The following is a 24177-nucleotide window of genomic DNA, read 5'->3' on the forward strand; positions in this document are numbered from 1 at the left end:
CTTATCCGATGTTCGACAGTTTCAGCAGCAGGCGCAGGTCGTTGAGCAGGTCCTTGCCCTTGACCTTGGCGTCGTAGCGCAGCACCAGGTTGCCGTGCGGGTCGACGATCCACAGTTGCGCCTCACCCGGCGCAGCCGCGTTTTTACTGAAGGTGGTCAGGTCCAGCGGGTAGCGCTGCAGTTGTGGGTATTCGGCCTTGAGCTTGGCGTCGTAATCCGTGCTCACCGGCTGCGCGCTGGCCAGGGCATGGCTGGCGCGGGAGGCATCGCGGCCCAGGCTGATTTGCAGCTGGCGCGCCAGGTACACCAGTTGCTCGCACTCGGCAGCACACGCGGTGGGCGCAGTGACCAACAGTTGCCAACGGTCTTCGTCGGCCTGCACGCCAATGTCGGCGCGGGTCTGGCCGTTGCCGATCATCTCGCCGTGGTAACTGCGGCTGTCGGGCACCCAGAACTGCAACTTGTACATAAAGGTGGCCAGCGCCATCGGGCCGATCACCATCATCAGGATCAAAATAAGCTGCCAGCGGCCTTTGCGCCGGTCGGGTGCCTCAGACGTGCTGGGTGGATTCATGGCCGCTCCCATGGGGTTTCTCCTTTTTGTTATGCCATCCGAGGTAGAGGTAAAGCGCCAGCAACGCCAGTGCCATGGCGAACCACTGCACGGCGTAGCCCAAGTGTTTTTCCGGGCCCATGGCGACCACCGGCCAGGTAGTGTCGTAGGTGCCGGGGCCAGGTTCGGCGCGCAGCTCATAGGCGAAACCGCTGCGGCCCAACTCCGCCCAGAGCGCGGCGGGATGCAACGCAGTCAGCAAGCGCGGCCATTGCGTGGTGGCGGGGTCGGCGTGCAGTTGGAAGGTTTCGCCGGGCGCGATGTACACCCAGGCATCCAGATTCAGAGGTTGTTCAGGCGTGGTGAACACGGGCGGCGTGCGCCGGTCCGGCCACGGCAACCAGCCGCGATTGAGTAGCAGCCATTCGCCGCTGGCCTGGTCGTGAAAGGGCTGCAAGAGTTCAACACCGGCCTTGCCGTCGCGCATGCGGTTGTCGAGCAGCACGCTGTGCTCAGCATCGAACTGGCCGCGCAGCCGCACCCGGCGGAAGGCCGGGTCGGCCATGCCATCAAGTTGCACGCTGCTGATCGGCTCAGCCACACGCCGTTCGGCATAGCTGTCCACCAGCAGCTGTTTTTCATGCCCGCGAGCCAGTTGCCAGAACCCCAGGCCCACCATCAGCGGCAGCAATACCAACACCACCAGCGTGGGAGCGAGCCCTGGGCGAAAGTCTTTTATGGCGCTGGCTATACTTGTTTTCATTGCCCGCCTTTTCATTGCCCGCCCATCCGAATGGAACCTGACCATACTCAAAGCAGCCATTGCCCTGATGCTGATCGCGACTGTCGTGAGCCTGTTCAGTGGCTTGTTCTTTCTGGTCAAGGACGAGGGCAACTCCAACCGCCTCGTCACTGCCTTGACCGTGCGTGTTGTACTGGCCGCGATCACCGTAGGCTTGATCGCCTGGGGCTTTTTCAGCGGCCAGTTGGTCTCTCATGCACCGTGGTAAAACGCCTCACAGCACATAAACGAAGAAAAACAGGCCGATCCACACCACATCCACAAAGTGCCAGTACCAACTGGCCGCCTCAAAACCGAACTGGTGCTCGGCGTTGAAGTGCCCCTTGAGGATGCGCATCAGCATCACGAACAGAATGATGGTGCCGATGGTCACGTGGGCGCCGTGAAAGCCGGTGAGCATGAAGAAGGTCGCGCCGTAAACGCCCGAGCCAAGGGTCAGGCCCAGCTCTTTGTAAGCGTGCATGTACTCCTCGGCCTGAAACCCCAAAAAAGCCCAACCCAGCAGCACCGTCAGTGCCAGCCAGATTTTCAGCGCGCCGCGATGGCCCTTGCGCAACGCGTGGTGGGCAATGGTGATGGTCACGCTGGAGCTGACCAGCAAGATCGTATTCACCAGCGGCAAGCCCCACGGGCTGATGGTGCCTTCGGGCGGCGGGTACATTTTCGGGTCAGGGTTGTTGAGCAACGGCCAGGCAAATTCAAAGTTCGGCCACAGCATATGCGCGACGCCCTTGGAGCCTTCGCCCGCCAGCCATGGCGCGGACATATGCCGCACATAAAACAGCGCGCCGAAGAACGCGATAAAGAACATCACCTCGGAAAAGATGAACCAGGTCATGCCCCAGCGAAATGAGCGATCCATCTGCGGGCTGTACAAACCCGCGCGGCTTTCCTTGATGACCGCGCCGAACCAGCCGAACAGCATGTAGGCCAGCAACAGCCCGCCGACGAAAAAAATCCACGGGCCGTGAGATTCCGGGCGCGCCGCCTTCAGGTCGTTGAACCACACGGCCAGGCCGTACACCGTGATCAACATGCCAAACGTAGCAATTATTGGCCATTTGCTTTGCGCTGGTACGTAGTACGTATCATGAGACAACATGTATTCGCTCTCCTGATTGAGGGGGCAAACAGTAGCTAGCCGCCGGTATGGACGGCCACCGGCGGTTGGCGCGCAGTGATGTCAAACAGCGTGTATGCCAGGGTCAAATGCTTCACATCCTTGGGCATGGCGCGATCGACAATAAAGCGCACGGGCATTTCTATGCGCTGACCTGGCTGCAGCACTTGCTGGGTGAAGCAAAAACACTCGGTCTTGTGGAAATACATCGCCGCTTCGGCCGGGGAAATACTCGGTACGGCCTGGGCGGTCATGGGTTTATCCGTGGGGTTGTAGGCCACGAACAGCATCTCGGTGACAGCGCCAGGGTTGACCACGACCTCATCGGCTTTGGAGTGGAATTCCCAGACCATGTCGATGGCATTGGTGGACATGAACTGCACGCGCACCTGGCGCGTAGGGTCCACCACCTGCTCGCCTTCGTACTGCCCGGCGGTCTTGCCGTTGATACCGAATGCCTTGCACATCACGTCGTAGATCGGCACCAGGGCGAAGCCGAAGGCGAACATGGCCACTACCAGGATCAGCAGGCGGGTGACCAGGCGCTTGATGGGGACGGATTCAAGCATGGCGCTCACCCGCTTCTGGTTTTTCTGTGGGAGCTGGCTTGCCTGCGATGAGGCCCTGGCAGGCAATACATTCTGTGCCTGACACACCGCTATCGCAGGCAAGCCAGCTCCCACAGGACACCGAGTCGACCTGCATCAAGGCGTTCACTTGACCTCCGGCGGCGTCGTAAACGTGTGATACGGCGCAGGCGAGGGGATGCTCCATTCCAGGCCTTCAGCGCCATCCCACGGCTTGGCCGGCGCCGGCGGGCCGCCACGGATGCACTTGATCACGATAAACAGGAAGAAGATCTGCGTGGCGCCAAACATGAACGCGCCAATCGAGGAGACCATGTTGAAGTCGGCGAACTGCAGGTTGTAGTCCGGAACCCGGCGCGGCATACCAGCCAGCCCCACAAAGTGCATCGGGAAGAACGCCATGTTCATGCCCACAAAGGACAGCCAGAAGTGCAGCTTGCCCAGGGTTTCGTCGTACATGTGGCCGGTCCATTTCGGCAGCCAGTAGTAGGCCGAGGCGAAGATGCCGAAGATCGCCCCGGGCACCAATACGTAATGGAAGTGCGCCACCACAAAGTAGGTGTCGTGGTACTGGAAGTCCGCCGGGGCAATCGCCAGCATCAGTCCGGAGAAACCGCCGATGGTGAACAGAATCACGAAGGCCACAGCAAACAGCATGGGTGTCTCAAACGTCAGCGAGCCCTGCCACATGGTGCTCACCCAGTTGAACACCTTCACGCCCGTGGGCACCGCGATCAGCAGCGTGGCGTACATGAAGAACAGCTCGCCCACCAGCGGAATACCCACCACGAACATGTGGTGCGCCCACACGATAAACGACAGAAACGCGATGCTCGCCGTGGCGTAGACCATCGAGGTGTAGCCGAACAGCGGCTTGCGCGAGAAGGTCGGGATGATCGAGCTGACAGCGCCAAACGCCGGCAGGATCATGATGTACACCTCGGGGTGGCCGAAGAACCAGAACACATGCTGGAACAGCACCGGGTCACCGCCACCGGCCGCACTGAAGAAGCTGGTGCCGAAGTGAATGTCCATCAGCATCATGGTCACGCAACCGGCCAGCACCGGCATCACCGCGATCAGCAGGAAGGCGGTAATCAGCCAGGTCCATACGAACAGCGGCATTTTCATCAAGGTCATGCCGGGCGCGCGCAGGTTGAGAATGGTGGCGACCACGTTGATCGCGCCCATGATCGAGCTGATGCCCATCAGGTGAATGGCAAAGATGAAGAACGTCACGCTTTCCGGCGCGTAGGTGGTGGAGAGCGGGGCATAGAAGGTCCAGCCGAAGTTCGGCCCGCCGCCCGGCGTGAACAGCGTCGAGACCAGCAGCAGGAACGCTGCCGGCAATAGCCAGAAACTGAAGTTGTTCATGCGCGGCAAGGCCATGTCCGGCGCGCCGATCATCAGCGGAATCATCCAGTTGGCCAGGCCGACAAACGCCGGCATCACCGCGCCAAACACCATGATCAGGCCGTGCATGGTGGTCATCTGGTTGAAGAACGCCGGCTGCACGATTTGCAGGCCTGGCTGGAACAACTCGGCGCGGATCACCATGGCGAACGAGCCGCCGAGCAGAAACATGGTGAAGGCGAACCACAGGTACATGGTGCCGATGTCTTTGTGGTTGGTGGTCAGCACCCAGCGCATCAAGCCTTTGGCGGGGCCGTGGGCATGGTCGGCATGACCATGGTCGATCACAGTGCTCATGGCCGTTCTCCTGCAAAGGAATGGGCTGTGCGGTTCAGGGCATACGCAGTTGAGGCCGTCATTTGCTTTCCGCCTGTTTCAGAGCCAGCACGTCTTTGGGCGTGACCATGTCGCCTTTGTTGTTGCCCCAGGCGTTGCGCTCGTAGGTGACCACGGCGGCGATATCGACTTCCGACAGCTGTTTGCCGAACGCCGCCATGGCGGTGCCGGGTTTGCCGAAGTACACGCGGTGCAGGTGGTCTTCTTTGGCGCCGGTGGCAATTGGCGAGCCTTTGAGCGCCGGGAACATCGGCGGCAAGCCCTGGCCTTCGGCCTGGTGACAGGCCACGCAGGTGGTGTGGTAAACCTTGTCGCCACGGGCCACCAGCTCGTCCAGCGTCCACTCTTTGGACGTCAGCTCCTTGAGCTTGGCGGCCTCTGCCTTGCGCTCGCCCAGCCAGGTGTCGTAGTCGGCCTTGGATTTGACCTCGACCACAATCGGCATGAAGCCGTGATCCTTACCGCACAGCTCGGCGCACTGGCCACGGTAGATGCCGGGCTTCTCGACCCGGGTCCAGGCCTCGTTGACGAAGCCGGGGATCGCATCGCGCTTGACCGCAAAGGCCGGCACCCACCAGGAGTGGATCACGTCGGCGGCCGTCACCAGAAAGCGCACCTTGGCGCCCACCGGCAGCACCAGCGGCTGGTCGACTTCGAGCAAGTAGTGCTCGCCCTTGGTGGCCTGGTTATGGATCTGCTCGGCGGGCGTGGCCAGGTTGCTGAAGAACTCCACGTCCTGGCCCAGGTATTTGTAGTGCCACTTCCACTGATAGCCGGTGACCTGGATATCGATATCCGACTCACTGCTGTCGTAGATATTGATCAGGGTTTTGGTCGCCGGAATGGCCATGGCCACCAGGATCAGCAAGGGCACTACGGTCCAGAGAATTTCCACGGTGGTGCTCTCGTGGAACTTGGCCGCCACCTGGCCCGTAGACCGGCGGTGCAGGATCATCGACCAGAACATCGCGCCAAACACGACGATGCCGATCACCACACAGATCCAGAAAATGGTCATGTGCAGGTCAAACACGGCGTGACTGACTTCAGTAGCCCCTGGCGCCATATTCGTTGTCCAGGCGGCGTGCGCCTGGCCGAATACTGACCACAACAGTAGGCCCATCCAAACGTGTGGATGTCGCGTCATTGCGGGTTCCCCTTTATGTTTCTTGTTATCCCGCCGGTTTGCACCTGCGGCGAAGGGAGCGGCTTCCATACTGCTTACAACCGCCAAGCCTTGCCTGCGTCATGCAGTTGGGCGTCATCAGCTAATTGCGTACAAACCCGAGTATAGACAGCGGGGGCGACCCCGCAATGTGTAGGGGCAAATGAGCAAAAACAGACGGGCGGACCCAATAAAACCGGGCGCGCAAACGTTTATCCGACGAACGATGGCATTTCGATATAACGCACACGCATAACCATGAAATAATTATGACAAATGCGTCTTAGGCGCTCGTATAAACGAGCTACCTTATCCTCTCCCTTTTCCTACGCCTGTTTCACTGGAGCCTTCATGAACACCGCCGCATTGCGCGAGCAGATTTTCCGTGCCCATCAACACGAAGCCACTACGGGCCAGCTTGCCCAGCAACTGGAAAAACAATTGCCGCACCTGCATTCGGCCATCTCCCTGGCTGACGGTGATCGCAACATTGTCATGACCCGCTTTGTCACCGCCTACATCGAACTGGTTCCGGACTTGCTCGAAGCCGCCAACGATGTGGCCCGCGAAGCCGGTATCGAAAGCCAGATCAAACCGGTGTTGAAAATCGCCGAGCATTTCTTCCTGCAGCCGCCTGCGATCCTGGCCGGCCATGAAGGCCTGGACGGCTTGCTGGATGAGGCCTACCTGGCTCACCGCTTGGTTGAAGAGGTCAACGACCTGTATATCAAGCATTTCGGCCAGCCGTTGATTCCGGCGGACACCACTGTGGCTAACTTGATTGCCCATCAGCTGATTGGTGAAACATTTGCCAATCAGTTGGATGAAGCCGTGCACTTGGCGGTAGATGAAATGCTCAACGACGAAAGCTTTGCGCTGGAGTCGGTTGAGGCGTATCGCGAACAGCTCAAAAGCCCGGCAACGGAAGCGGCGTGGAAGCGCTGGCCGTGCCTTTCGCGGCAACTGGGCGTTGAGTTATCGCTGGATCAGCCAGCCTGATTTTCCGAGTGAACATAGAACCACTGTGGGAGCCGGGCTTGCCCGCGATGGCGGAGTGTCAGTCAGCACATTAGCTGGCTGACCCACCGCCATCGCGGGCAAGCCCGGCTCCCACAATTTTTGTGGTGTTCAGACGGGCGCCGAACCTATCCCCACCGTCGTCCTCACCCGACCTTCCAGCCTGCGCTTCAGCCCCCGCGCCTCGATCACCAGCGTCGAGCCCTTGGCCGCATTGGCCCGGCCCCATTCTTCCAGCAACTCCAGACACGAATGGTCGATGTAGCTCAGGTTGCTCAGCGGCACATGCAAGGTGGTCCCCGCAGGCACCGTCGACAGCACCTGAGTCAGCGCCGGCACTTTCAGGAAGGTCGCGGCACCGGTCAATCGCAGCTCCATCTCACCGTCCTGGGGCAAATCGATCAGGCTGACTTTCAATCGCGAAGCTTTAAACGCGAGCTTCAGCAACGTGAGCCCAAAGCCCACCAATACGCCGGTCAGCAGGTCGGTGAAGATGATTGCCAGTGCCGTAGCGGCGTAGGTAAACATCGGCATCCGACCATAGCGGCCCAGCGCGCGAAAGGCTTTGACGTCCACCAGCTTGATCCCGGTGTACACCAGCACGCCCGCCAAACTCGCCACCGGAATACTTTGCAGCACACTCGACAGCAGCAACACAAAGCCCAGCAGCCACACACCATGGAACATCGCCGACAGCCGCGTGGTAGCGCCAGCCTGCACGTTGGCCGAGCTGCGCACGATCACGCCGGTCATCGGCAAGGCGCCAACCAAACCACAGAGCATGTTGCCCACGCCTTGAGCTGACAATTCCTTGTCGAAATCGGAGCGCTGGCCGCTGTGCATCCGATCAACCGCTGCCGCAGACAGCAGGGTTTCGGCGCTGGCAATAAACGCGACGGCGAAGGCGGCGATCAGCAGTTGCGGATCAGCCAGGTTCAGCAGGTCGCTGGGGCGCAGCCAGTCGATGGCGTCGGCGAGGTTTTCCGGCACCTCCACGCGCTTGACCTGCAACGCCAGCACCAGGCTGGTCACCGTCGCCAGGCCCACACCCAACAACGCGCCCGGTACGAAGCGCAATGTTTGCGGCCGGAATTTATCCCAGCAGTACATCACCAGCATGGTCGACAGACCCAGCAAACCAGCCTGCCAACCAAGACCGCCGCCCAGCGTCGGGATCGCTTCGGCCATGGCCGCCGGGAAGCCCGCCAGGTTATCCAACCCCGAAGGTTTAGGCGCGCCGTCGAGCATCACATGCACCTGCGACAGCACAATCAATACGCCGATACCCGCCAACATGCCGTACACCACCGCCGGCGCCGTGACCCGGAACCAGCAGCCCAGGCGCAAACGCCCAGCCACCAGTTGCAGGAAACCCGCCAGCAACAGAATCGGCCCGAGCATCATCATCCCGTGCTGGCGCACCAACTCGAACACCAACACCGCCAGCCCCGCCGCCGGGCCACTGACCTGCAGTGGCGAGCCCGCCAGCCAACCCACTACCAGGCCACCGATTATCCCGGTGATCAGCCCCTTGGCCGGCGGCATGCCGGACGCAATCGCGATGCCCATGCACAAGGGCAGGGCGACCAGAAACACAACCACCGAGGCCAGCAGCTCCCGTGGCAATACAGCTTTCAATTGAGCAGCACGCATGATGGCTCTCCCGAGGGATTCGCCGGGCGCGGTAAAGCCTGGCTGCGTCCATGGCAGCCACCGCTTGACCCGGCAGGGAAGTGTTTTAGAAGCGCGCTCTAGGCGTCGCGCAAGGAATCGGCTCGGTGCCGTTCAGCGGTCTGAATGCCGCCTGGTCCGCATCGTAAGCGCGGATTTCGCTGGTCTCGATGTTGTAGATCCAACCATGGATAAACAAATGACCATTGGCCATGCGCGAAGCCACGGAAGGGTGGGTACGCAAATGCTGCAATTGAGCGATGACGTTTTCTTCGGTCAGCACCTTCATGCTCTCGCCTTCGTTGGCGCAGTCGCAATTGTCTTCGACCATGGACTTGGCGACTTCGGCGTGACGCAACCAGGCCCGTACCGTCGGCATCTTTTCCAGGCTGTCGGGGTTGAGTACCGCGCGCATGGCGCCGCAATCGGAGTGCCCGCACACGATGATGTGCTGTACGCCCAGGGCGAGTACCGCGTACTCGATGGCGGTGGAAACCCCGCCGTTCATCTGGCCGTAGGGCGGCACCACGTTGCCGACGTTACGCGTCACGAACAAATCGCCGGGGGAGCTTTGGGTGATCAGCTCGGGGACGATGCGCGAATCGGCGCACGTAATAAACATCGCCCGCGGGCTCTGGGCCGTGGCGAGTTTCTTGAAGAGTTCTTCCTGCTGCGGGAAGACGTCGTGATGGAAATGCAAAAAGCCGTCAACGATGTGCTTTAACGCTGCATCGGCAGACTCCGCCACCTGAGTGGCTGAAGCCGACGCAGCCAACGGCTGTTTATCCTTGTCACTCATGATTCATCCTCTTTATTAATGCAGGGGAGTGTTCAGGTCAGTTCGACGTCTGGCTATCGGAAAAGTTGAAAAACTAAACAAACCAAGGCGTCGACTCACCAGTCACTCGCTGAACAAGGTAACCGGCGAAACTTAACTCAAACTGAATGAACCGCTCTAGAACGAGGGTTTCAGTGATATCAAAACGCGACTATTTCCACAGCAATGGCGCCTTCGTTCTCTTCAGTTTACAACAATGCCATCTGCCTGCCCGGCGGGCAAAACGCCGTGCAATCCAGATTAAACCCTTCCCGTCGATTCAGCCCCAGCCGCTTGATCGCTTTGTTGAAACGCTGCGCCAACAAATCAGCAAACGGCCCCTCGCCACGCATGCGCACACCGAAGCGGCTGTCGTACACCTCACCACCGCGCACCTGGCGCACCAGGCTCATCACATGGGCCGCGCGCTGCGGGTAATGCGCCGCCAGCCACTCCTCGAACAGTGGCGCCACTTCCAAGGGCAAGCGCAACATCATGTAGGCGGCGCTCTGCGCACCGGCGGCGTGGGCTTCGGTCAGCAGGCTTTCCAGCTCGCTGTCGTTGATCATCGGGATCATTGGCGAGCACAGCACGCCCACCGGGATACCCGCCTCGCGCATCACCCGAATCGCCCGTAACCGCGCCTTGGGCGCCGCCGCGCGCGGCTCCAGGATACGCTTGAGCTCGTCGTCCAGGCTGGTGAGGCTGATCATCACCGCCACCAGCCGCTGACGCGCCAACTCGGTGAGCAGGTCGAGGTCGCGCAAGATCAGCGAACCCTTGGTGATGATGGTTACCGGGTGCCGATAGCGCAGCAGCACTTCGAGGGTTTGCCGGGTGATTGTGTAGTCGCGTTCGATAGGCTGGTACGGGTCGGTATTGGAGCCCAGGTTGATCGGTGCGCAGACATAACCTGGCTTCGACAGCTGTTGCTCCAGCACGTCGGCGGCGTTGGTCTTGGCAATCAGTTTGGTTTCGAAATCCAGCCCTGGCGACATGTCCCAATAGGCGTGGCTGGGCCGCGCATAGCAGTAGATGCAGCCATGTTCGCAGCCGCGATAGGGGTTGATGGAGCGGTCGAACGGCAAATCCGGCGAGTTGTTGCGGGTGATGATGCTCTTGGCCGTTTCGATACGCACTTCGGTGCCCTGGGTCGGTGGCACTTCCTGGAACCAGCCGTCGTCTTCGGCCACGCTGACGGTCGGCGCAAAGCGGTTGTGCAGGTTAGTGGCCGTGCCCCGGCCACGGGGCGGCAGCGCAGTAGTCATGAAAACGCCTCGATACTGTTTTTATATACAGTATCGAGGCGCAAGGTTTCTGACCAGTGCCGTTTGGCGGCCAGGGCAGGATCAGTGCTTTTGCGTTACCTGCCCCAAGTCGTCACCCGATGTGGTGCGCATATCGCTCTTGCGCAGGTCTGCCACGTCACTGGCTTTGACTGGCGCGCCTTTATTGCCCCAGCTGCCACGGACGAAACTGACCACATCCGCGACTTCCTGGTCCGACAGGCGCCACGCGAACGCCGGCATGGTGAAAGTCGACGGCGCCGTGTGGGTGGCTGGCAAGGTGCCGCCGTTCAACACGATGTTGATCAACGAGGTGGCGTCCGCCGTCTGCAACACCGGGTTACCCGCCAGCGCCGGGAACACCCGCGTGTAACCATGGCCGTCGGTACGGTGGCACGCCGCGCAGTTGTCGATATACACCGACGCGCCCGGCTTGCTGTCGTCACCTTTCCACAGCGCCTCGGCCACCTGCTTGTCGTACTGATGCGGCTGGTCCTTCGGGTCCACCGCCGGCAGGCTCTTGAGGTATCGCGCAATCGCGGTGAGGTCGTCCTGGGACATGTACTGCATGCTGTGCACCACCACATCACTCATGCCGCCGAACACTGCACTGCGGTCACTGCGGCCGGTCTTGAGGAACTGCACCAGTTGCTCCTCGCTCCAGCTGCCAAGGCCGTCCTTGTGGTCGCCGCGCAGGCTTTTCGCGATCCAGCCTTCCAGCGGCGCACTGCCGGACAGGAACGCGTTGCCGTCAGTAGCGCTGAGGGCTTTTTCCTGCATGGTCAGGGCACGCGGTGTATGGCAGGCGCCGCAGTGGCCGAGGCCTTCAACCAGATAGGCACCGCGAGCGACCACCGGGTCGGTGGCGGCTTGCGCCTGATGCGCCTCGACCGCCGGCGCGAACATCCAGCGCCACGCCGCCAACGGCCAACGCATGCTCAAGGGCCAGGGAATATCGCTGTCCTTGTTCTCCTGGGCGACGGGCTCCACGCCCTTCATGAAATACGCATACAACGCCTGCATGTCACTGTCGCTGACACGCGCGTAGGACGGATACGGCATCGCCGGGTAAAGCGTACTACCGTTCTTGGCGACGCCATGGCGCACGGCCTTGTCGAAGTCTTCGAAGCTGTAGTCGCCCAGGCCGGTTTTGTCCGGGGTGATGTTGGTGGAATAGATCACGCCGATCGGGGTTTCCATCGGCAGCCCACCGGCGAAGGGTTTGCCACCCTTGGCGGTGTGGCAGGCCACGCAGTCACCGGCACGGGCCAGGTATTCGCCCTGCTTGACCAAATCGGTTTCGGCAGCGCTCACCGAGCAGCTGCTGAACAGGGCAAAACTGGCGATAACAAGTGCTTTCATGGTCATCGCTCCTTATGCCTGAACCAGTGGGCCGGGGTTTTTCAGGTACTGCTCGCGGATCGCCCGCGCCGACCAATAGGCCAGCGCTGCCACCAGGCCGGTAGGGTTGTAGCCCAGGCCTTGTGGGAAAGCCGATGCGCCCGGAACAAACACGTTGTGTACATCCCAGCTTTGCAGGTAACGGTTCAACGCACTGGTTTTCGGGTCGGTGCCCATGATCGCGCCCCCATTGAGGTGGGTGGTCTGGTAGGACGCGGTGTTGAATTGCTCACCGACTTTTTTGCCCAGCACAGCAATGGCCTTGGGGTTCATCGCCGCGGCGACCTTGCCCATTTTCTCCATCATGAAGCGGTTCATCTTGATGTCGTTTTCCTGCCAGTCGAACGTCATCCGCAGCAGCGGCAGGCCGTAGGAGTCGCGGTAAACCGGGTCCAGATCCAGGTAGTTGCTCCGGTAGGATTGATGCGCACCATGGGAGTCCATCGACACTTGGTGGGTGTAGTAGTCGGCGGTGGCACGCTTCCAGGCGCTGCCCCACGCCGGCGTGCCCGGCGGGTTGGACGTACCGGCAATCGGCCGGCTGCCAGCCTGGTTGACCCACATCGGCGAGCCGCCCACAAAGCCGTGCGGGCCGTGGTCGAAGTTGTCCGCGTTGAAGTCATCGATGGCCACGCCATTGCCGCCCGCACCGATGAAGTTGTTGGTGTGGGTGTCCTTGTCGAAGAAGGCCTTGATGGTGCCCATGTTCTGGTAGGCAAAGTTGCGGCCCACCACGCCCTCATTGGTAATCGGGTCGTAGGGTTTGCCGATGCCCGAGAGCAACATGAGGCGCACGTTGTTGAACTGGAAGGAGGCGATGATCACCAGGTCCGCCGGCTGCTCACACTCGCGGCCCTGGGCGTCGATATAGGTCACGCCGGTGGCCTTGCTCTTGGTGCTGTCGAGGTTGACCTTGAGCACATGGGAATTGGCCCGCAGCTCAAAGTTCGGCACCTGACGCAGCGCCGGCAGGATGTTCACGTTCGGCGAGGCTTTGGAATACATGTAGCACACGTAGCCACTGCAGAAACCGCAGAAGTTGCACGGCCCCATCTGCGCGCCGTAGGGGTTGGTGTACGGCCCCGACGTATTGGCCGATGGCAGGTTGTAGGGTTTGTAGCCGACGTCGGTAGCCGCTTTCTGAAACAACTGCGCAGACACGGTGTTTTTCTGCGATTCCAACGGAAACGGGTTGGAGCGATCCGGCGCATACGGGTTGCCGCCACGACCTTCACCCACCAACTGGCCTTTTACGGTCCAGGCTTGGCCGGAGGTGCCGAAGACTTTTTCGGCGTAGTCGAAAAACGGCTCCAGCTCTTCATAGCTCACGCCGAAGTCCTGGATGGTCATGTCCTTGGGGATGAAGTTCTTGCCGTAGCGCTCTTCATAGTGGCTGCGCATGCGCAACTCGATAGGGTCGACGCGAAAATGCACACCCGACCAGTGCAGGCCCGCACCACCCACGCCATTGCCCGGCAAGAACGCACCCAACTGACGGTTGGGCAGGGCAACATCATTCACGCTATGGCGAATGGTCACCGTCTCCTTGGAGATGTCCTGAAAGAGTTTTTTACGCACGCTGTAGGTCAGTTCGTCGATGACCTGGGGATAGTTGCCGTCCGGGTAAGTGTCCTGCATCGGGCCGCGCTCCAGCGCTACCACGTTGAGGCCAGCTTCCGTCAGTTCCTTGGCCATGATCGCGCCGGTCCAGCCGAAACCCACGATCACCGCGTCCACTTTCTTCATGATGGTCGCCACGTTTATGCCCTCTCGCCGCGAATGGAAACAGCCGGGAAGGGGTATTGCTCGTTGCGTTCAACCCAGTCCATGAAATCGGCGCGGGCGCCGGGGAAGCCGATCATGGTCCAGCCGACCATGCCCTTGTTGCCACCGTGGATCGGGTCGCAGAAGAAGCCTTCCTTGGTGTTTTGCAGCAACAGGTTGAAAAACATCTTGGCCGGTACGGCCTCAAAATGGGCAGTCATCTCGCTGCCACCGGCCTCCATGCGTCGCAGCATGTCATCCTGGGTAGCGCTGTCTTGCGCAGCAAAAGCTTTACCATTGAACGCCTTCGACCACGCATCCGTGGCGGCAATGCCCAGGCGATAGATGTCTTTGGGCACCAGTTTGCTCTGCCAGCCCATCTCTGGCGCCGCATCGGCGTTGAACGGACCTTGCATGAACCACAACGCGCCAGCGGCATACGGCGTGTTCATCTGGCGGTCGATGTATTCCGGCGCGCCGGCTTCCAGGGCGCCTGGGCCTTGGGCATCCGCTGGGATCAGGCGGGCGACGGCGGCGTTGATAAACGCCCACTCTTCAGCCGTGAAGTAGCTTGGCTCGTAGGCTTTGTCGCTGACGGGCGTTTTGGCGGGAGCGGCCTGCACCGGCTCCGGTGTGGCCATCAACATCGAACCGCCAAGGCCAGTGCTGGCAACCGTGACCACCGGGATCAAGGTCAAGGATTTGCGTAAAAAGTCACGCCGCGGGTTGTCCTGATCTTGATCAGACATAGGTGCACCTCATCATGTGGTCACGGGTTTATCCACCGCTTCTGGGAGCGGCGTGATGGTTTGCCAGGGCATTGGATCCAAAGAGCTAGAACACACTGGCAATCAATAGTTACAAATGATAGCAGCCTAAGCATTAAGAGAAATCGATTCAGCGCGAAAAACAGCGGATCAGATGGGCGGATTCACGATTCTTTGACAGCCACCTCACATGGCATTGACCCCTTGTAGGCGAATCTGTGACCCATCAGCCCTATCCCATTCGGTCTCTACGCGCATGTTCACGATTCGATTGCTGCCCGCCCTTGGCCTGGCGTTCATGGCATTGTTCACCACGCTGCAGGCCCACGCCGACGAGGCTACGTCTATCCGCTCTGCCGAGTGGGCACAGCCAGTGGGCAACCAATTCAACCTGCACCAGATGACACCCACGCTGTATCGCAGTGCGTTGCCGGACAGCACTGCGCTGCCTGTGCTGCAAAATTTGAAGATCGGCACGGTGATCAACTTCCTGCCGGAATCTGATGCGCCCTGGCTGAAGACGTCTGATATCAAACAGGTGCAGCTGACGTATCGCACCAACCATGTCGACGATGCCGACGTGCTGGCGGCACTCCGGGCCATTCAAGAAGCCGAAACCCATGGCTCGGTGCTGATGCACTGCAAACACGGCTCCGATCGCACTGGCCTGATGGCGGCGATGTATCGGGTGGTGATTCAGGGTTGGAGCAAAGAGGATGCGCTGAACGAGATGACGCTGGGCGGCTTTGGTAGCAGTAACGGCTTTAAAGACGGCGTTCGCTACATGATGAAGGCAGATATCGACAAGTTGCGTACAGCATTGGCCAATGGCGACTGCAGCACCAGTGCCTTTGCACTGTGCTCGGTAAAAAGCTGGATCACCACGACAGACAAGGCCGAAGGGCAACTGTAGCGCGCCTTTCTGTGGGAGCTGGCTGTGGGAGCTGGCTTGCCTGCGATAGCTTCAACGCGGTGTGAATGACACACCACGGTGCCTGCATCGCGGGCAAGCCCGACTCCCACAAAAAGCCCGCCCCAAGCAGAAGCAGGCGTCGGGTATCAGTCCTTTTTCAGCTTGGGATTAGGGAAAAACTGCACCGCCTGCACCTTCGGGTCCGCGGGCGCTTTCAACGCCGACGTATTGACCCGCGTGCCCAATTCCTTGGGCACCGAATTGCCTTGTTCATTCAACGTGTCCGAATAACCGCAGGCCACACATTCGCGGTGCGGCACATCGTCTTCGGTCCACATTTTCAGCTTGTCCAACTCTTTGCACGCCGGGCAGACCGCCCCGGCGATAAATTGCTTTTTGGTCACCACAGGCCCATCACTCATGCTGCTGCGTCCTCACTCAGGCCGCTGTGGCGCAAGAGTGCGTCAATCGACGGCGCACGTCCGCGGAAGTCGACGAACAGCACCATCGGCGCCTGGGAGCCACCGCGCGCCAGGATCGCTTCACGGAATGCCCGGCCGGTTTCGGCATTGAGCACGCCGTCTTCTTCAAACTTGGAGAAGGCGTCGGCAGACAACACTTCAGCCCACTTGTAGCTGTAGTAACCCGCGGCATAACCGCCAGCGAAGATGTGCGCGAAGCTGTTGGGGAAACGGTTGTAGGCTGGCGGACGCATCACCGAGACTTCATCGCGTACGCCTTCGAGCACCTGAGCCACGCTGCGGCCATCGCCGTGAGTGGCGTGGAGTTCAAAGTCGAACAGCGAGAATTCCAGCTGGCGCACCATCATCAGGCCGGACTGGAAGTTCTTCGCCGCGAGCATTTTTTCCAGCAGGTCCTGGGGCAGCGGCTCGCCGCTTTCATAGTGGCCGGAGATCAGTGCCAGGCCTTCCGGCTCCCAGCACCAGTTCTCCATGAACTGGCTCGGCAGCTCCACCGCATCCCAAGCCACACCGTTGATGCCGGACACGCCAGCGTGTTCAACGCGGGTCAGCAGGTGGTGCAGGCCGTGGCCGAATTCGTGGAACAGCGTAGTCACTTCATCGTGGGTCAGCAGGGCAGGCTTGCCGCTGTCGGCCGGGGTGAAGTTGCACACCAGGTTCGCCACCGGGCTTTGCAGCACGCCGTCGACAGTGCGGCGGCGATCGCGCGCGCCGTCCATCCACGCGCCGCCACGCTTGTTGGCGCGGGCGTACAGGTCGAAGAAGAAGCGGCCGACGTGCTGGCCGTTTTCCTTGATCTCAAACAGGCGTACATCCGGGTGCCAGGTGTCGAAGCCTTTTTGCTCGGCGATTTCGATGCCGTACAGGCGTTGCACGATGGCAAACAGGCCGCTCAACACTTTGTCGATCGGAAAGTAAGCGCGCAGGGCTTCCTGGGACACGCTGTAACGTTGTTCGCGGAGCTTTTCGCCGTAGAAACCGCTGTCCCAGCTTTGCAGGTCGGCGCAGCCTTGTTCGGCAGCGTAAGCCTTGAGCTGTTGCAGGTCCTGGGCGGCAAAGGGTTTGCTGCGCTTGGCCAAGTCGCGCAGGAAGCTCAGCACCTGGTCGCTGGACTCGGCCATTTTGGTCGCCAGGCTCAGCTCGGAGAACGACGCGTAGCCCAACAGTTTGGCCAGCTCCTGACGCAGGTCGAGGATCTGCTCCATTACCGGACCGTTATCGTTCTTACCGGCATTCGGGCCTTGGTCTGACGCACGGGTGCAGTAGGCCGCGTAGACTTCTTCACGCAGGGCGCGGTCCTGGGCGTAGGTCATTACCGCGTAGTAGCTTGGGAATTCGAGGGTGATCAGCCAGCCATCGAGGCCTTTGGCCTGGGCGGCGGCGGCCATTTGCGCCTTGGCCGAGTCGGTCAGGCCGGCGAGGGTGGCTTCGTCGGTGACGTGCTTGGTCCACGCCTGGGTGGCGTCCAGCAATTGGTTGGAGAACTTGCTGCCCAGCTCAGACAGTTTGCTCTGCACTTCGGCGTAGCGTTTTTGCTGCTCAGGCGGCAAATCGATACCCGAGAGGCGGAAGTCGCGCAGTGAATGTTCCAGAATGGTTTTTTGCGCCACATCGAAACCGGCGGCTTCCGGGCTGCTGGCCAGGGCTTCGAAGGCCTGGAACAGTTCGCGGTTCTGGCCCATCTCGGTGGAATAGGCGCTCAACGCCGGCAGGCACGCCTCGTAGGCTTCGCGCAGTTCGGCGCTGTTACACACGGCGTTGAGGTGGCTGACGGGGCTCCAGGCGGCGCCCAGGCGGTCATTCAGTTCGTCCATGGCCAAAACCAGACCAGCCCACGTAGGGTTTTTACCCTGGCTTTGCAGGATGCCTTCGATGGCAACGCGGTTGTCGGCGAGGATCTGTTCAATGGCCGGCTGCACGTGCTCGGCACGGATCGCCGAGAACGGCGGCAGGTCGTAGGACTGCAAAAGTGGGTTGTTCGCGCTCACGGTGGGCACCTTGGCTGAAGAAACTGATAAGACAAAGATGGGGCCATCTTAATTACAATCAACACCCACCGCAGCTATCAACCTATAAGAGAGAGGCTATCGTGACCCTTCGCACCTATCAGAACCACACGCCAACCCTGGGCGCCGGGGCTTTTGTCGATATTTCGGCGGTGGTGATCGGCGATGTCGAAATCGGCACCGACAGCTCGGTTTGGCCATTGACGGTGATTCGCGGCGACATGCACCGCATCCGCATCGGTGCGCGCACCAGTGTGCAGGACGGCTGTGTGCTGCACATCACCCACGCCGGGCCATTCAACCCGGACGGCTTTCCACTGCTTATTGGCGATGATGTGACCATCGCCCACAAAGTCATGCTGCACGGCTGCACGGTCGGCAATCGCATTCTGATCGGCATGGGCAGCATCGTGATGGACGGCGCGGCGGTCGAAGACGATGTGATCATCGGCGCCGGCAGTCTGGTGCCGCCCGGCAAGAAACTTGAGAGTGGTTTTTTGTACGTGGGCAGCCCGGTTAAACAGATCCGCCCACTGACTGACAAAGAACGGGCCTTCTTCACCTACAGCGCCGCGAACTACGTGAAGCTCAAAGACCTGCACCTGGCTGAAGGATTCGATCAATGACCCAGCAATACCAAACCGTGCTGTTCGACCTGGACGGCACCCTGACCGATCCGCGTGAAGGCATCACCCGCTCGATCCAGTACGCCCTCGGCAAGCTCGGTATCGACGAGCCGGACCTGACCAAGCTGGAACACTTTATCGGCCCGCCGTTGCTGCAAGCCTTTATGCAGTTCTATGACTTCGATGAGGCCAAAGCCTGGGAAGCGGTGAATTTTTATCGCGAACGCTTCAAGGTCACCGGCCTGTATGAAAACCGCGTATTCGATGGTGTGATGCCGTTGCTTGAGGAGCTGAACGGCCAGGGCCGCCAGCTGTATGTCGCCACATCCAAGCCGTGGGTGTTTGCCCGTGAGATTGCCCGGCATTTTGATTTTGCCAAGCACTTCAAAGTGATCTACGGCAGCGAACTGGATGGCACGCGCACCAACAAGGTTGAGCTGATTGCGCACCTGATGAGCGAAGAGGGTTTGGACCCGGCGACTACCCTGATGATTGGTGATCGCAAGCACGACTTGATCGGGGCGCGCAGCAATGGGTTGGATTCGGCGGCGGTGGGTTATGGGTTTGGTAGTTTTGAAGAACTGAATGCTGAGGCGCCGACCTGGCATTTTGAGACGCTGGAGCAGATGCATCAGGCGTTTTTGCAGCGCGGCTGAGACCGCTATCGCAGGCAAGCCAGCTCCCACATTTGACCGTGTTCACAATTCAAACTGTGGGAGCTGGCTTGCCTGCGATGGGCATGGGTATCTACAACTTTTGAAGGCAGCCAATTTCTCCTGTGGCGAGCAGGCTTGTCCTGCGTTGGGCTGCGAAGCAGCCCCAAAACCCAGACGCTGAGTTCTTTCAGGAAAATTGCAGTGCCTTTACTGGGGCCGCTTCGCAGCCCAACGCAGGACAAGCCTGCTCGCCACAACAGTCCACCTGCCACAGACTTCGTGTTAACCGGTAGTGTAGATACTTATGCTGCGATGAGGCCCTAACGGCCACTACCTTCCAACTGCCGCAACGCCGCCTTACGCTGCTCAACCGGCAACCCACCCAGCTTCTCCACCGCCGCAAAGAACTTCACCCAATCCCCGCCTTGGTGCGCAAACAACGCCGCAAACGCCGGCACCCACTGGTCATACAGCCCGAACGGCAATAACCGCGCATTGTTCATCGGCTGGTTGATCCACACGTCATAACGCTTGTCGCCGCCCCATTGGCTGTCGCGCATGTGCCGGTACTCACTGCGCAGGCGCTCGAACTCTGCCGCTTTGGCCTGGCGCAACACATCCGCCGCCAAGGGCTGTGCGTACAACGCCTCCAGGCGTTTGCGGGTATCGAGCACCAGCCGGATAAATTGGTCGCGCTGCTGCAACGCCGCATTGCTCAGCGGCGCCAAGCCCCGCGCCGCACGCCATTGACGGGTGCCTTCCTGCTCGACGAAGTTGGCATAGGACTCGTTGAACTCGGTGTCGTCTTTCACATAAAAGCGTTGGTGCGCCAGCTCGTGGAAGATCAGCGTGGCCAGGCGCTCATCCCCCCAATGCATCATCGAACTCATGATCGGGTCGTTGAACCAGCCCAGGGTGGAATAGGCTTCGACGCCGCCCATCGACACATCCATGCCTTGTTGCTGCAATAGCGCCGCTTCGCCGCGTGCTGCGCCCTGGCTGTAATAGCCGCGATAGGCCACACACCCAGCGATGGGGAAGCAGTGGGTTTCAGGTGACAGGGAAAATTCCTGCGTGGCGAACACATTCCAGACCACGTAAGGCCGGCCAATGTCGGCGTACAGGCGGTAACTCTGGTTGTCAGGCAGGTGCAGGTGCTCACTGGCAAAGGTGCGGGCCTGCTGCGATTGCATCAGGTGGTCGCGCAACGCCTGTGGGCGAGCAGGGTCGGCGATGACCTCGGCAACCGGCTCCCGAGCCCGCAGCAACTGCCATTGGCCGCTGGCCAACTGGCTGTAATAACTCACGCTGGAACAGCCGCTGAGCAGCAGCACCATCAACCCTGGAAGAAAACGCCTGACCATGCACCGACCGCTCCTGGGTTATTGGCCCGCCAGACTATCCTGCCTGCACGGAATTTTTCCATGCCGTGGCGTGTTTATACTGATACAGCGTCTGTTGCCACAGGCTGCCAGGTTGAATTCTTACCCACCGTTGAGTGCCCGCCATGCGCCAGCTCTTGCTCCCCGTCACCGCCTTGTTTCTCAGCGCCTGCGCTTCGACCCCAATCCCGCCGGTCGACCCGCACCAGGCCTGGATCGATTTCGCCACGCCGACACCGGGCGCCAAACTGGTGATGGCCCAGCGCCTGGACGGCAAGAACCTCAACGACGGGCGTTTCTTTCAGGTGCCACCGGGCAGCCATGAGCTGATGGTGCGCTTTGATTTCGAGGTGAACACCGGGGCGGGCTTTGGCGGCCTGGACCAGACCCATGACCGAACCTGCTTCATGACCCTGCAATACGACAACTTCCAGGCAGGCCAACGCTATGTGCTGGAGGGGCGCTCGCTGGCCTTTACGCCCAATATCCGGCTGTACAACGCGGCGCGTCAGCTGTTGGCGGAGGAGCGCAGCGTTAATTGCATCTGATCAGTCGCTATTCTTCTGATAGATGATGCGCTTGGTGCCGTTTTCGCAGGAGCCGACGATCATGGCGCTGTCATGATTCTTGGCTTCTTCGGCGGTGATGATTTCCAGGGTGTAAGACGGAATCGCCTTGGCCTGGATCTTCACCTCGATCTCTTGCTTGAGCTCTTCACAATCTTTTGGCGCGGCCACGGCCGAAGTGGCCAATACACCGCAAATGATCGCCAAGGCAAAACGTTTCATGTGTGAAGCTCCCTGAATGCACTGCGCACGGGTGTGCGCCTAGGCTATTCGACCACATTTTGGAAACGCGAGTTCTGATTTAACGCACAACAAACTATGGGAACGGGCCTTTGTGGGAGCTGGCTTGCCTGCGATGGCAACGCCTCGATACAACTGGATAACCGAGGTGAACCTATCGCGGGCAAGCCCGGCTCCCACACAAGCCCGCTCCCACAGGGGATCTTGCTGTGTCAGTTAGACCAGCGTGGCATCCAGGCTGATTTTTGCGTTCAGCACTTTCGACACTGGGCAGCCTTCCTTCGCCTTTTTGCTCAGTTCCTCGAACTGCGCCTGGCTTGCACCGGGGATCTTGGCTTTCAAGACCAAATGCACGGCGGTAATCGCAAAACCGCCATCCACCTGGTCCAGGGTCACTTCAGCCTGGGTGTCGATGCTGTCAGCCTTAAGGCCGGCATCGCCCAGAATCATGGAGAATGCCATGGAGAAACAGCCAGCGTGGGCCGCGCCGATCAACTCTTCAGGGTTGGTGCCCTTGCCGCCTTCGAAACGGGCCTTGAAGCCATAGGGTGCTTCGCGCAGCACGCCGGTTTCCGTGGAGATGGAACCCAGGCCCGTCTTCAGATCACCCTCCCAATGCGCGGATGCTTTTTTAACAATACTCATAGCTCTCTCCTCGAACGGTGGTTTTGCGTCAGTAAGGGTTCTGAGGATAGACGGCCCGGCAAAGTTCATCTTGTCGGAGAAACCTAGCGATTTAGTAGGAAATTTCGCAGTTGCTATTGAATCTCGGGTATATGCCCTCATTGCATAGAGCATGCACATGAAGCGGCAGGTTTTGGTTCGTCTATAAGCCTGCGCACCTAATGGAGAAGCAGGCTTATGAAATCGCTGTCCGACGTGAAGTTCTCGACCCTCGACCTCGTGCCCGTGCGCGCCAACGGCAGCATCGCGCAGTCATTGCGCAACTCGCTGGACCTGGCCCAGCACGTGGAAAAGTTCGGCTACAACCGTTTCTGGGTAGCTGAACACCATAATATGGACGGCATCGCCAGCTCGGCCACTTCGGTGCTGCTGGGTTATTTGGCCGGTGGCACCTCAACGATTCGCGTCGGCTCCGGCGGTGTGATGCTGCCCAACCACGCGCCGTTGGTGATTGCCGAGCAGTTCGGCACCCTGGAAAGCCTGTACCCCGGCCGTATCGACCTGGGCCTGGGCCGCGCCCCCGGTTCCGACCAGATGACCGCCCGCGCCCTGCGCCGTGAACGCTCCGGCAGCGCTGACGAGTTTCCGGAAGATGTGGCCGAACTGATGGCCTACCTGGGGCCACGCACGCCCGACCAACGGATCATCGCCGTTCCCGGTACCGGCACCAACGTGCCGGTGTGGCTGCTCGGTTCCAGCCTGTTCAGCGCACAACTGGCCGGTGAGCGTGGTTTGCCCTACGCCTTCGCCTCCCATTTCGCACCCCGCTTGATGCACGAGGCGATTCGCGTGTACCGCAATCACTTCAAGCCTTCAGCCGTGCTGGACAAGCCCTACGTGATGCTTGGCATTCCCTTGGTGGCCGCCGATACCGACGAGCAGGCCGACTACCTGGCCACTTCCGTGTACCAACGCATCCTGGCGCTGATGCGCGGGCAAAGCCTGGTGCAACGCCCGCCGGTGAAAACCATGGACGGCCTGTGGCTGCCCCATGAAAAAGACGCGGTGGGCAGCTTCCTTGGCCTGGCCATGGTCGGTAGCCCAGCGAAGATCCGTGCGAAGTTGGAAGTGTTGATCGAGCAAACCGGCGCCGATGAGCTGATCTTTACCAGCGACCTGTATGAGCATGCCGACCGGATTCATTCCTACGAGCTGCTGGCGCAGGTGATGAAGGGCTGATTACCCGCAGGCGAAAAAAACGACGCACCTGTGGCGAGGGAGCTTGCTCCCGCTGGGCTGCGTAGCGGCCCCAAAAGAAAGGGAGCGCTGCGCACTCAGCGGGAGCAAGCTCCCTCGCCACAAGTGCGTCGTTTCATGTCTGCACGGGATTAACCGCGCTTGTAGACGATTTCCTTGGTGCCGCCTTCGCAGCTGCCAATCACTTTGCCATCGGCCGCCGCGCCTTTGTCGACAACATCCAGCGAATAATGCTGAACACCTTTAGCGTCGAGCTTCGCCGCGAGTTCACCTTTCAGCTCTTCACAAGGCTTGCCCGCCGCCAGGGCAGTGCCCGCAATGCTCAACAAACCTACCGCTAACAGGAACTTCTTCATCCGTTACTTTCCTTGCGCTGATCGAAAAGAGCGTGCCGACGCTTGTGGCGTCGGCACCCAATGGTTGTAGCGCAGGTTATGGCAATCGGCCAGTCAGCAAGTTCAACTCGCGGGATCAACTACTGGCAATTCGGAATCCCACCTTGAGCGTGACCTGGAAGTGCGCGGCCTTGCCGTCCTTGATATGGCCGCGTGTTTCGGTCACTTCGAACCACTCCAGGTGCTTGATGCTCTTGTGCGCTTCAGCGATGGCGTTGTTGATGGCGTCTTCGATGCTGGTGGTCGAGGAGCCGACCAGTTCGACTTTCTTGTAGGTGTGATGATCAGACATAACGTTTCTCCTGAGGTCTCTAGTGAGCGTAGCAGTGAA

General features: G+C 60.2%; 26 protein-coding genes. 7 read left to right on the forward strand and 19 right to left on the reverse strand.

Features of this window, described 5'->3' with window-relative positions; all coding sequences use genetic code 11:
• Position 1: 1 nt before the first annotated feature.
• The gene (locus ACQY47_RS14275) at positions 2-586 is read right to left on the reverse strand and encodes a hypothetical protein (protein WP_428557304.1); all 585 of its coding nucleotides are present in this window, start codon (positions 584-586) and stop codon (positions 2-4) included.
• Positions 552-1316: an SURF1 family protein gene (locus ACQY47_RS14280; protein WP_177034744.1), complete on the reverse strand. Its 765-nt coding sequence runs from the start codon at positions 1314-1316 to the stop codon at positions 552-554. Before ACQY47_RS14280 ends, ACQY47_RS14275 begins: the two co-directional genes overlap by 35 nt.
• A 43-nt stretch (positions 1317-1359) precedes the next feature.
• On the opposite strand from ACQY47_RS14280, the gene ACQY47_RS14285 reads away from it, so the two are divergent.
• On the forward strand, positions 1360-1563 hold the full coding sequence (locus tag ACQY47_RS14285) for a twin transmembrane helix small protein (protein ID WP_016969525.1): 204 nt from the start codon (positions 1360-1362) through the stop codon (positions 1561-1563).
• Positions 1564-1569: 6 nt separating this feature from the next.
• Here the strand turns inward: ACQY47_RS14285 and ACQY47_RS14290 are convergent, their stop codons facing one another.
• From ACQY47_RS14290 to coxB, 4 genes are all read right to left on the reverse strand, one after another.
• Positions 1570-2457, reverse strand: a complete 888-nt coding sequence (locus tag ACQY47_RS14290) for a cytochrome c oxidase subunit 3 (protein ID WP_428557305.1) — start codon at positions 2455-2457, stop codon at positions 1570-1572.
• 35 nt (positions 2458-2492) lie between these two features.
• Positions 2493-3044, reverse strand: a complete 552-nt coding sequence (locus ACQY47_RS14295) for a cytochrome c oxidase assembly protein (protein ID WP_026013768.1) — start codon at positions 3042-3044, stop codon at positions 2493-2495.
• Between the two features lie 144 nt (positions 3045-3188).
• Positions 3189-4772 carry a cytochrome c oxidase subunit I gene (ctaD, locus tag ACQY47_RS14300; protein WP_017137901.1) on the reverse strand — a complete coding sequence of 528 codons (1584 nt, stop codon included), beginning with the start codon at positions 4770-4772 and terminating at the stop codon, positions 3189-3191.
• Between the two features lie 58 nt (positions 4773-4830).
• Entirely contained in the window at positions 4831-5958 is a 1128-nt protein-coding gene (gene coxB / locus ACQY47_RS14305; RefSeq protein WP_017137902.1) for a cytochrome c oxidase subunit II, read from the reverse strand.
• Between the two features lie 369 nt (positions 5959-6327).
• Here coxB and ACQY47_RS14310 point away from each other — a divergent pair, with 369 nt between their 5' ends.
• Entirely contained in the window at positions 6328-6975 is a 648-nt protein-coding gene (locus ACQY47_RS14310; protein ID WP_428557306.1) for a hypothetical protein, read from the forward strand.
• Between the two features lie 129 nt (positions 6976-7104).
• Here the strand turns inward: ACQY47_RS14310 and ACQY47_RS14315 are convergent, their stop codons facing one another.
• The 6 genes from ACQY47_RS14315 to ACQY47_RS14340 form a co-directional block, all read right to left on the reverse strand.
• Positions 7105-8646 (reverse strand): SulP family inorganic anion transporter, encoded by a 1542-nt coding sequence (locus ACQY47_RS14315; RefSeq protein WP_170040735.1) that lies wholly within the window; start codon positions 8644-8646, stop codon positions 7105-7107.
• A gap of 85 nt (positions 8647-8731) precedes the next feature.
• Complete coding sequence (locus ACQY47_RS14320) at positions 8732-9463, reverse strand: carbonic anhydrase (protein ID WP_017137905.1); 732 nt, start codon at positions 9461-9463, stop codon at positions 8732-8734.
• A gap of 227 nt (positions 9464-9690) precedes the next feature.
• The gene (locus tag ACQY47_RS14325) at positions 9691-10749 is read right to left on the reverse strand and encodes a PA0069 family radical SAM protein (protein WP_428557307.1); all 1059 of its coding nucleotides are present in this window, start codon (positions 10747-10749) and stop codon (positions 9691-9693) included.
• Between the two features lie 81 nt (positions 10750-10830).
• Positions 10831-12129, reverse strand: coding sequence for a cytochrome c (locus ACQY47_RS14330; protein WP_026013769.1), 1299 nt, complete (start codon positions 12127-12129; stop codon positions 10831-10833).
• Positions 12130-12141: 12 nt separating this feature from the next.
• Positions 12142-13926, reverse strand: coding sequence for a GMC family oxidoreductase (locus ACQY47_RS14335; protein ID WP_017137909.1), 1785 nt, complete (start codon positions 13924-13926; stop codon positions 12142-12144).
• Between the two features lie 2 nt (positions 13927-13928).
• Positions 13929-14681, reverse strand: a complete 753-nt coding sequence (locus ACQY47_RS14340; protein WP_169987954.1) for a gluconate 2-dehydrogenase subunit 3 family protein — start codon at positions 14679-14681, stop codon at positions 13929-13931.
• A 274-nt stretch (positions 14682-14955) separates the two neighbouring features.
• On the opposite strand from ACQY47_RS14340, the gene ACQY47_RS14345 reads away from it, so the two are divergent.
• A complete protein-coding gene (locus ACQY47_RS14345; RefSeq protein WP_017137911.1) occupies positions 14956-15612 on the forward strand; it encodes a dual specificity protein phosphatase family protein in 657 nt (218 codons plus the stop codon).
• Between the two features lie 146 nt (positions 15613-15758).
• Here ACQY47_RS14345 and ACQY47_RS14350 read toward each other — a convergent pair whose 3' ends face one another.
• Together ACQY47_RS14350 and prlC are read right to left on the reverse strand one after the other, a co-directional pair.
• Positions 15759-16034 (reverse strand): YheV family putative zinc ribbon protein, encoded by a 276-nt coding sequence (locus tag ACQY47_RS14350; protein ID WP_428557308.1) that lies wholly within the window; start codon positions 16032-16034, stop codon positions 15759-15761.
• Positions 16031-18082, reverse strand: coding sequence for an oligopeptidase A (gene prlC, locus ACQY47_RS14355; RefSeq protein ID WP_428557309.1), 2052 nt, complete (start codon positions 18080-18082; stop codon positions 16031-16033). The genes ACQY47_RS14350 and prlC overlap by 4 nt, the downstream gene beginning before the upstream one ends.
• Before the next feature lie 101 nt (positions 18083-18183).
• On the opposite strand from prlC, the gene ACQY47_RS14360 reads away from it, so the two are divergent.
• Positions 18184-18726 carry a gamma carbonic anhydrase family protein gene (locus ACQY47_RS14360; RefSeq protein WP_428557310.1) on the forward strand — a complete coding sequence of 181 codons (543 nt, stop codon included), beginning with the start codon at positions 18184-18186 and terminating at the stop codon, positions 18724-18726.
• A complete protein-coding gene (locus ACQY47_RS14365) occupies positions 18723-19382 on the forward strand; it encodes an HAD family hydrolase (protein ID WP_428557311.1) in 660 nt (219 codons plus the stop codon). The genes ACQY47_RS14360 and ACQY47_RS14365 overlap by 4 nt, the downstream gene beginning before the upstream one ends.
• 320 nt (positions 19383-19702) lie before the next feature.
• Here the strand turns inward: ACQY47_RS14365 and ACQY47_RS14370 are convergent, their stop codons facing one another.
• Positions 19703-20746 (reverse strand): aminopeptidase, encoded by a 1044-nt coding sequence (locus ACQY47_RS14370; RefSeq protein WP_428557312.1) that lies wholly within the window; start codon positions 20744-20746, stop codon positions 19703-19705.
• Positions 20747-20889: 143 nt separating this feature from the next.
• On the opposite strand from ACQY47_RS14370, the gene ACQY47_RS14375 reads away from it, so the two are divergent.
• Positions 20890-21312, forward strand: a complete 423-nt coding sequence (locus ACQY47_RS14375) for a hypothetical protein (RefSeq protein WP_017137917.1) — start codon at positions 20890-20892, stop codon at positions 21310-21312.
• Here ACQY47_RS14375 and ACQY47_RS14380 read toward each other — a convergent pair whose 3' ends face one another.
• Both ACQY47_RS14380 and ACQY47_RS14385 read right to left on the reverse strand, forming a co-directional pair.
• Positions 21313-21552 (reverse strand): DUF1161 domain-containing protein, encoded by a 240-nt coding sequence (locus ACQY47_RS14380; protein WP_017137918.1) that lies wholly within the window; start codon positions 21550-21552, stop codon positions 21313-21315. It abuts the gene before it with no gap.
• A gap of 234 nt (positions 21553-21786) precedes the next feature.
• Positions 21787-22215: an OsmC family protein gene (locus ACQY47_RS14385; protein ID WP_017137919.1), complete on the reverse strand. Its 429-nt coding sequence runs from the start codon at positions 22213-22215 to the stop codon at positions 21787-21789.
• A 216-nt stretch (positions 22216-22431) separates the two neighbouring features.
• Between ACQY47_RS14385 and ACQY47_RS14390 the strand changes: the two genes are divergently transcribed.
• Entirely contained in the window at positions 22432-23433 is a 1002-nt protein-coding gene (locus tag ACQY47_RS14390; RefSeq protein ID WP_017137920.1) for an LLM class flavin-dependent oxidoreductase, read from the forward strand.
• A gap of 149 nt (positions 23434-23582) precedes the next feature.
• On the opposite strand, the gene ACQY47_RS14395 is transcribed toward ACQY47_RS14390, so the two are convergent.
• Together ACQY47_RS14395 and ACQY47_RS14400 are read right to left on the reverse strand one after the other, a co-directional pair.
• Complete coding sequence (locus tag ACQY47_RS14395) at positions 23583-23807, reverse strand: DUF1161 domain-containing protein (RefSeq protein WP_017137921.1); 225 nt, start codon at positions 23805-23807, stop codon at positions 23583-23585.
• A 115-nt stretch (positions 23808-23922) separates the two neighbouring features.
• On the reverse strand, positions 23923-24138 hold the full coding sequence (locus ACQY47_RS14400) for a dodecin (protein WP_016969657.1): 216 nt from the start codon (positions 24136-24138) through the stop codon (positions 23923-23925).
• Between the last annotated feature and the right edge of the window lie 39 nt (positions 24139-24177).

This window comes from Pseudomonas edaphica (genome assembly GCF_965277385.1).
Classification (GTDB): Bacteria; Pseudomonadota; Gammaproteobacteria; order Pseudomonadales; family Pseudomonadaceae; genus Aquipseudomonas; species Aquipseudomonas edaphica.

Bases quoted from the DNA above. Each gene is read 5' to 3' on its own strand.
- ACQY47_RS14275 (WP_428557304.1), bottom strand. From the start codon at position 586: ATGGGAGCGGCCATGAATCCACCCAGCACGTCTGAGGCACCCGACCGG.
- ACQY47_RS14280 (WP_177034744.1), bottom strand. From the start codon at position 1,316: ATGAAAACAAGTATAGCCAGCGCCATAAAAGACTTTCGCCCAGGGCTC.
- ACQY47_RS14290 (WP_428557305.1), bottom strand. From the start codon at position 2,457: ATGTTGTCTCATGATACGTACTACGTACCAGCGCAAAGCAAATGGCCA.
- ACQY47_RS14295 (WP_026013768.1), bottom strand. From the start codon at position 3,044: ATGCTTGAATCCGTCCCCATCAAGCGCCTGGTCACCCGCCTGCTGATC.
- ctaD (WP_017137901.1), bottom strand. From the start codon at position 4,772: ATGAGCACTGTGATCGACCATGGTCATGCCGACCATGCCCACGGCCCC.
- coxB (WP_017137902.1), bottom strand. From the start codon at position 5,958: ATGACGCGACATCCACACGTTTGGATGGGCCTACTGTTGTGGTCAGTA.
- ACQY47_RS14310 (WP_428557306.1), top strand. From the start codon at position 6,328: ATGAACACCGCCGCATTGCGCGAGCAGATTTTCCGTGCCCATCAACAC.
- ACQY47_RS14315 (WP_170040735.1), bottom strand. From the start codon at position 8,646: ATGCGTGCTGCTCAATTGAAAGCTGTATTGCCACGGGAGCTGCTGGCC.
- ACQY47_RS14320 (WP_017137905.1), bottom strand. From the start codon at position 9,463: ATGAGTGACAAGGATAAACAGCCGTTGGCTGCGTCGGCTTCAGCCACT.
- ACQY47_RS14325 (WP_428557307.1), bottom strand. From the start codon at position 10,749: ATGACTACTGCGCTGCCGCCCCGTGGCCGGGGCACGGCCACTAACCTG.
- ACQY47_RS14330 (WP_026013769.1), bottom strand. From the start codon at position 12,129: ATGAAAGCACTTGTTATCGCCAGTTTTGCCCTGTTCAGCAGCTGCTCG.
- ACQY47_RS14340 (WP_169987954.1), bottom strand. From the start codon at position 14,681: ATGTCTGATCAAGATCAGGACAACCCGCGGCGTGACTTTTTACGCAAA.
- ACQY47_RS14345 (WP_017137911.1), top strand. From the start codon at position 14,956: ATGTTCACGATTCGATTGCTGCCCGCCCTTGGCCTGGCGTTCATGGCA.
- ACQY47_RS14350 (WP_428557308.1), bottom strand. From the start codon at position 16,034: ATGAGTGATGGGCCTGTGGTGACCAAAAAGCAATTTATCGCCGGGGCG.
- ACQY47_RS14365 (WP_428557311.1), top strand. From the start codon at position 18,723: ATGACCCAGCAATACCAAACCGTGCTGTTCGACCTGGACGGCACCCTG.
- ACQY47_RS14370 (WP_428557312.1), bottom strand. From the start codon at position 20,746: ATGGTCAGGCGTTTTCTTCCAGGGTTGATGGTGCTGCTGCTCAGCGGC.
- ACQY47_RS14375 (WP_017137917.1), top strand. From the start codon at position 20,890: ATGCGCCAGCTCTTGCTCCCCGTCACCGCCTTGTTTCTCAGCGCCTGC.
- ACQY47_RS14380 (WP_017137918.1), bottom strand. From the start codon at position 21,552: ATGAAACGTTTTGCCTTGGCGATCATTTGCGGTGTATTGGCCACTTCG.
- ACQY47_RS14385 (WP_017137919.1), bottom strand. From the start codon at position 22,215: ATGAGTATTGTTAAAAAAGCATCCGCGCATTGGGAGGGTGATCTGAAG.
- ACQY47_RS14390 (WP_017137920.1), top strand. From the start codon at position 22,432: ATGAAATCGCTGTCCGACGTGAAGTTCTCGACCCTCGACCTCGTGCCC.
- ACQY47_RS14395 (WP_017137921.1), bottom strand. From the start codon at position 23,807: ATGAAGAAGTTCCTGTTAGCGGTAGGTTTGTTGAGCATTGCGGGCACT.
- ACQY47_RS14400 (WP_016969657.1), bottom strand. From the start codon at position 24,138: ATGTCTGATCATCACACCTACAAGAAAGTCGAACTGGTCGGCTCCTCG.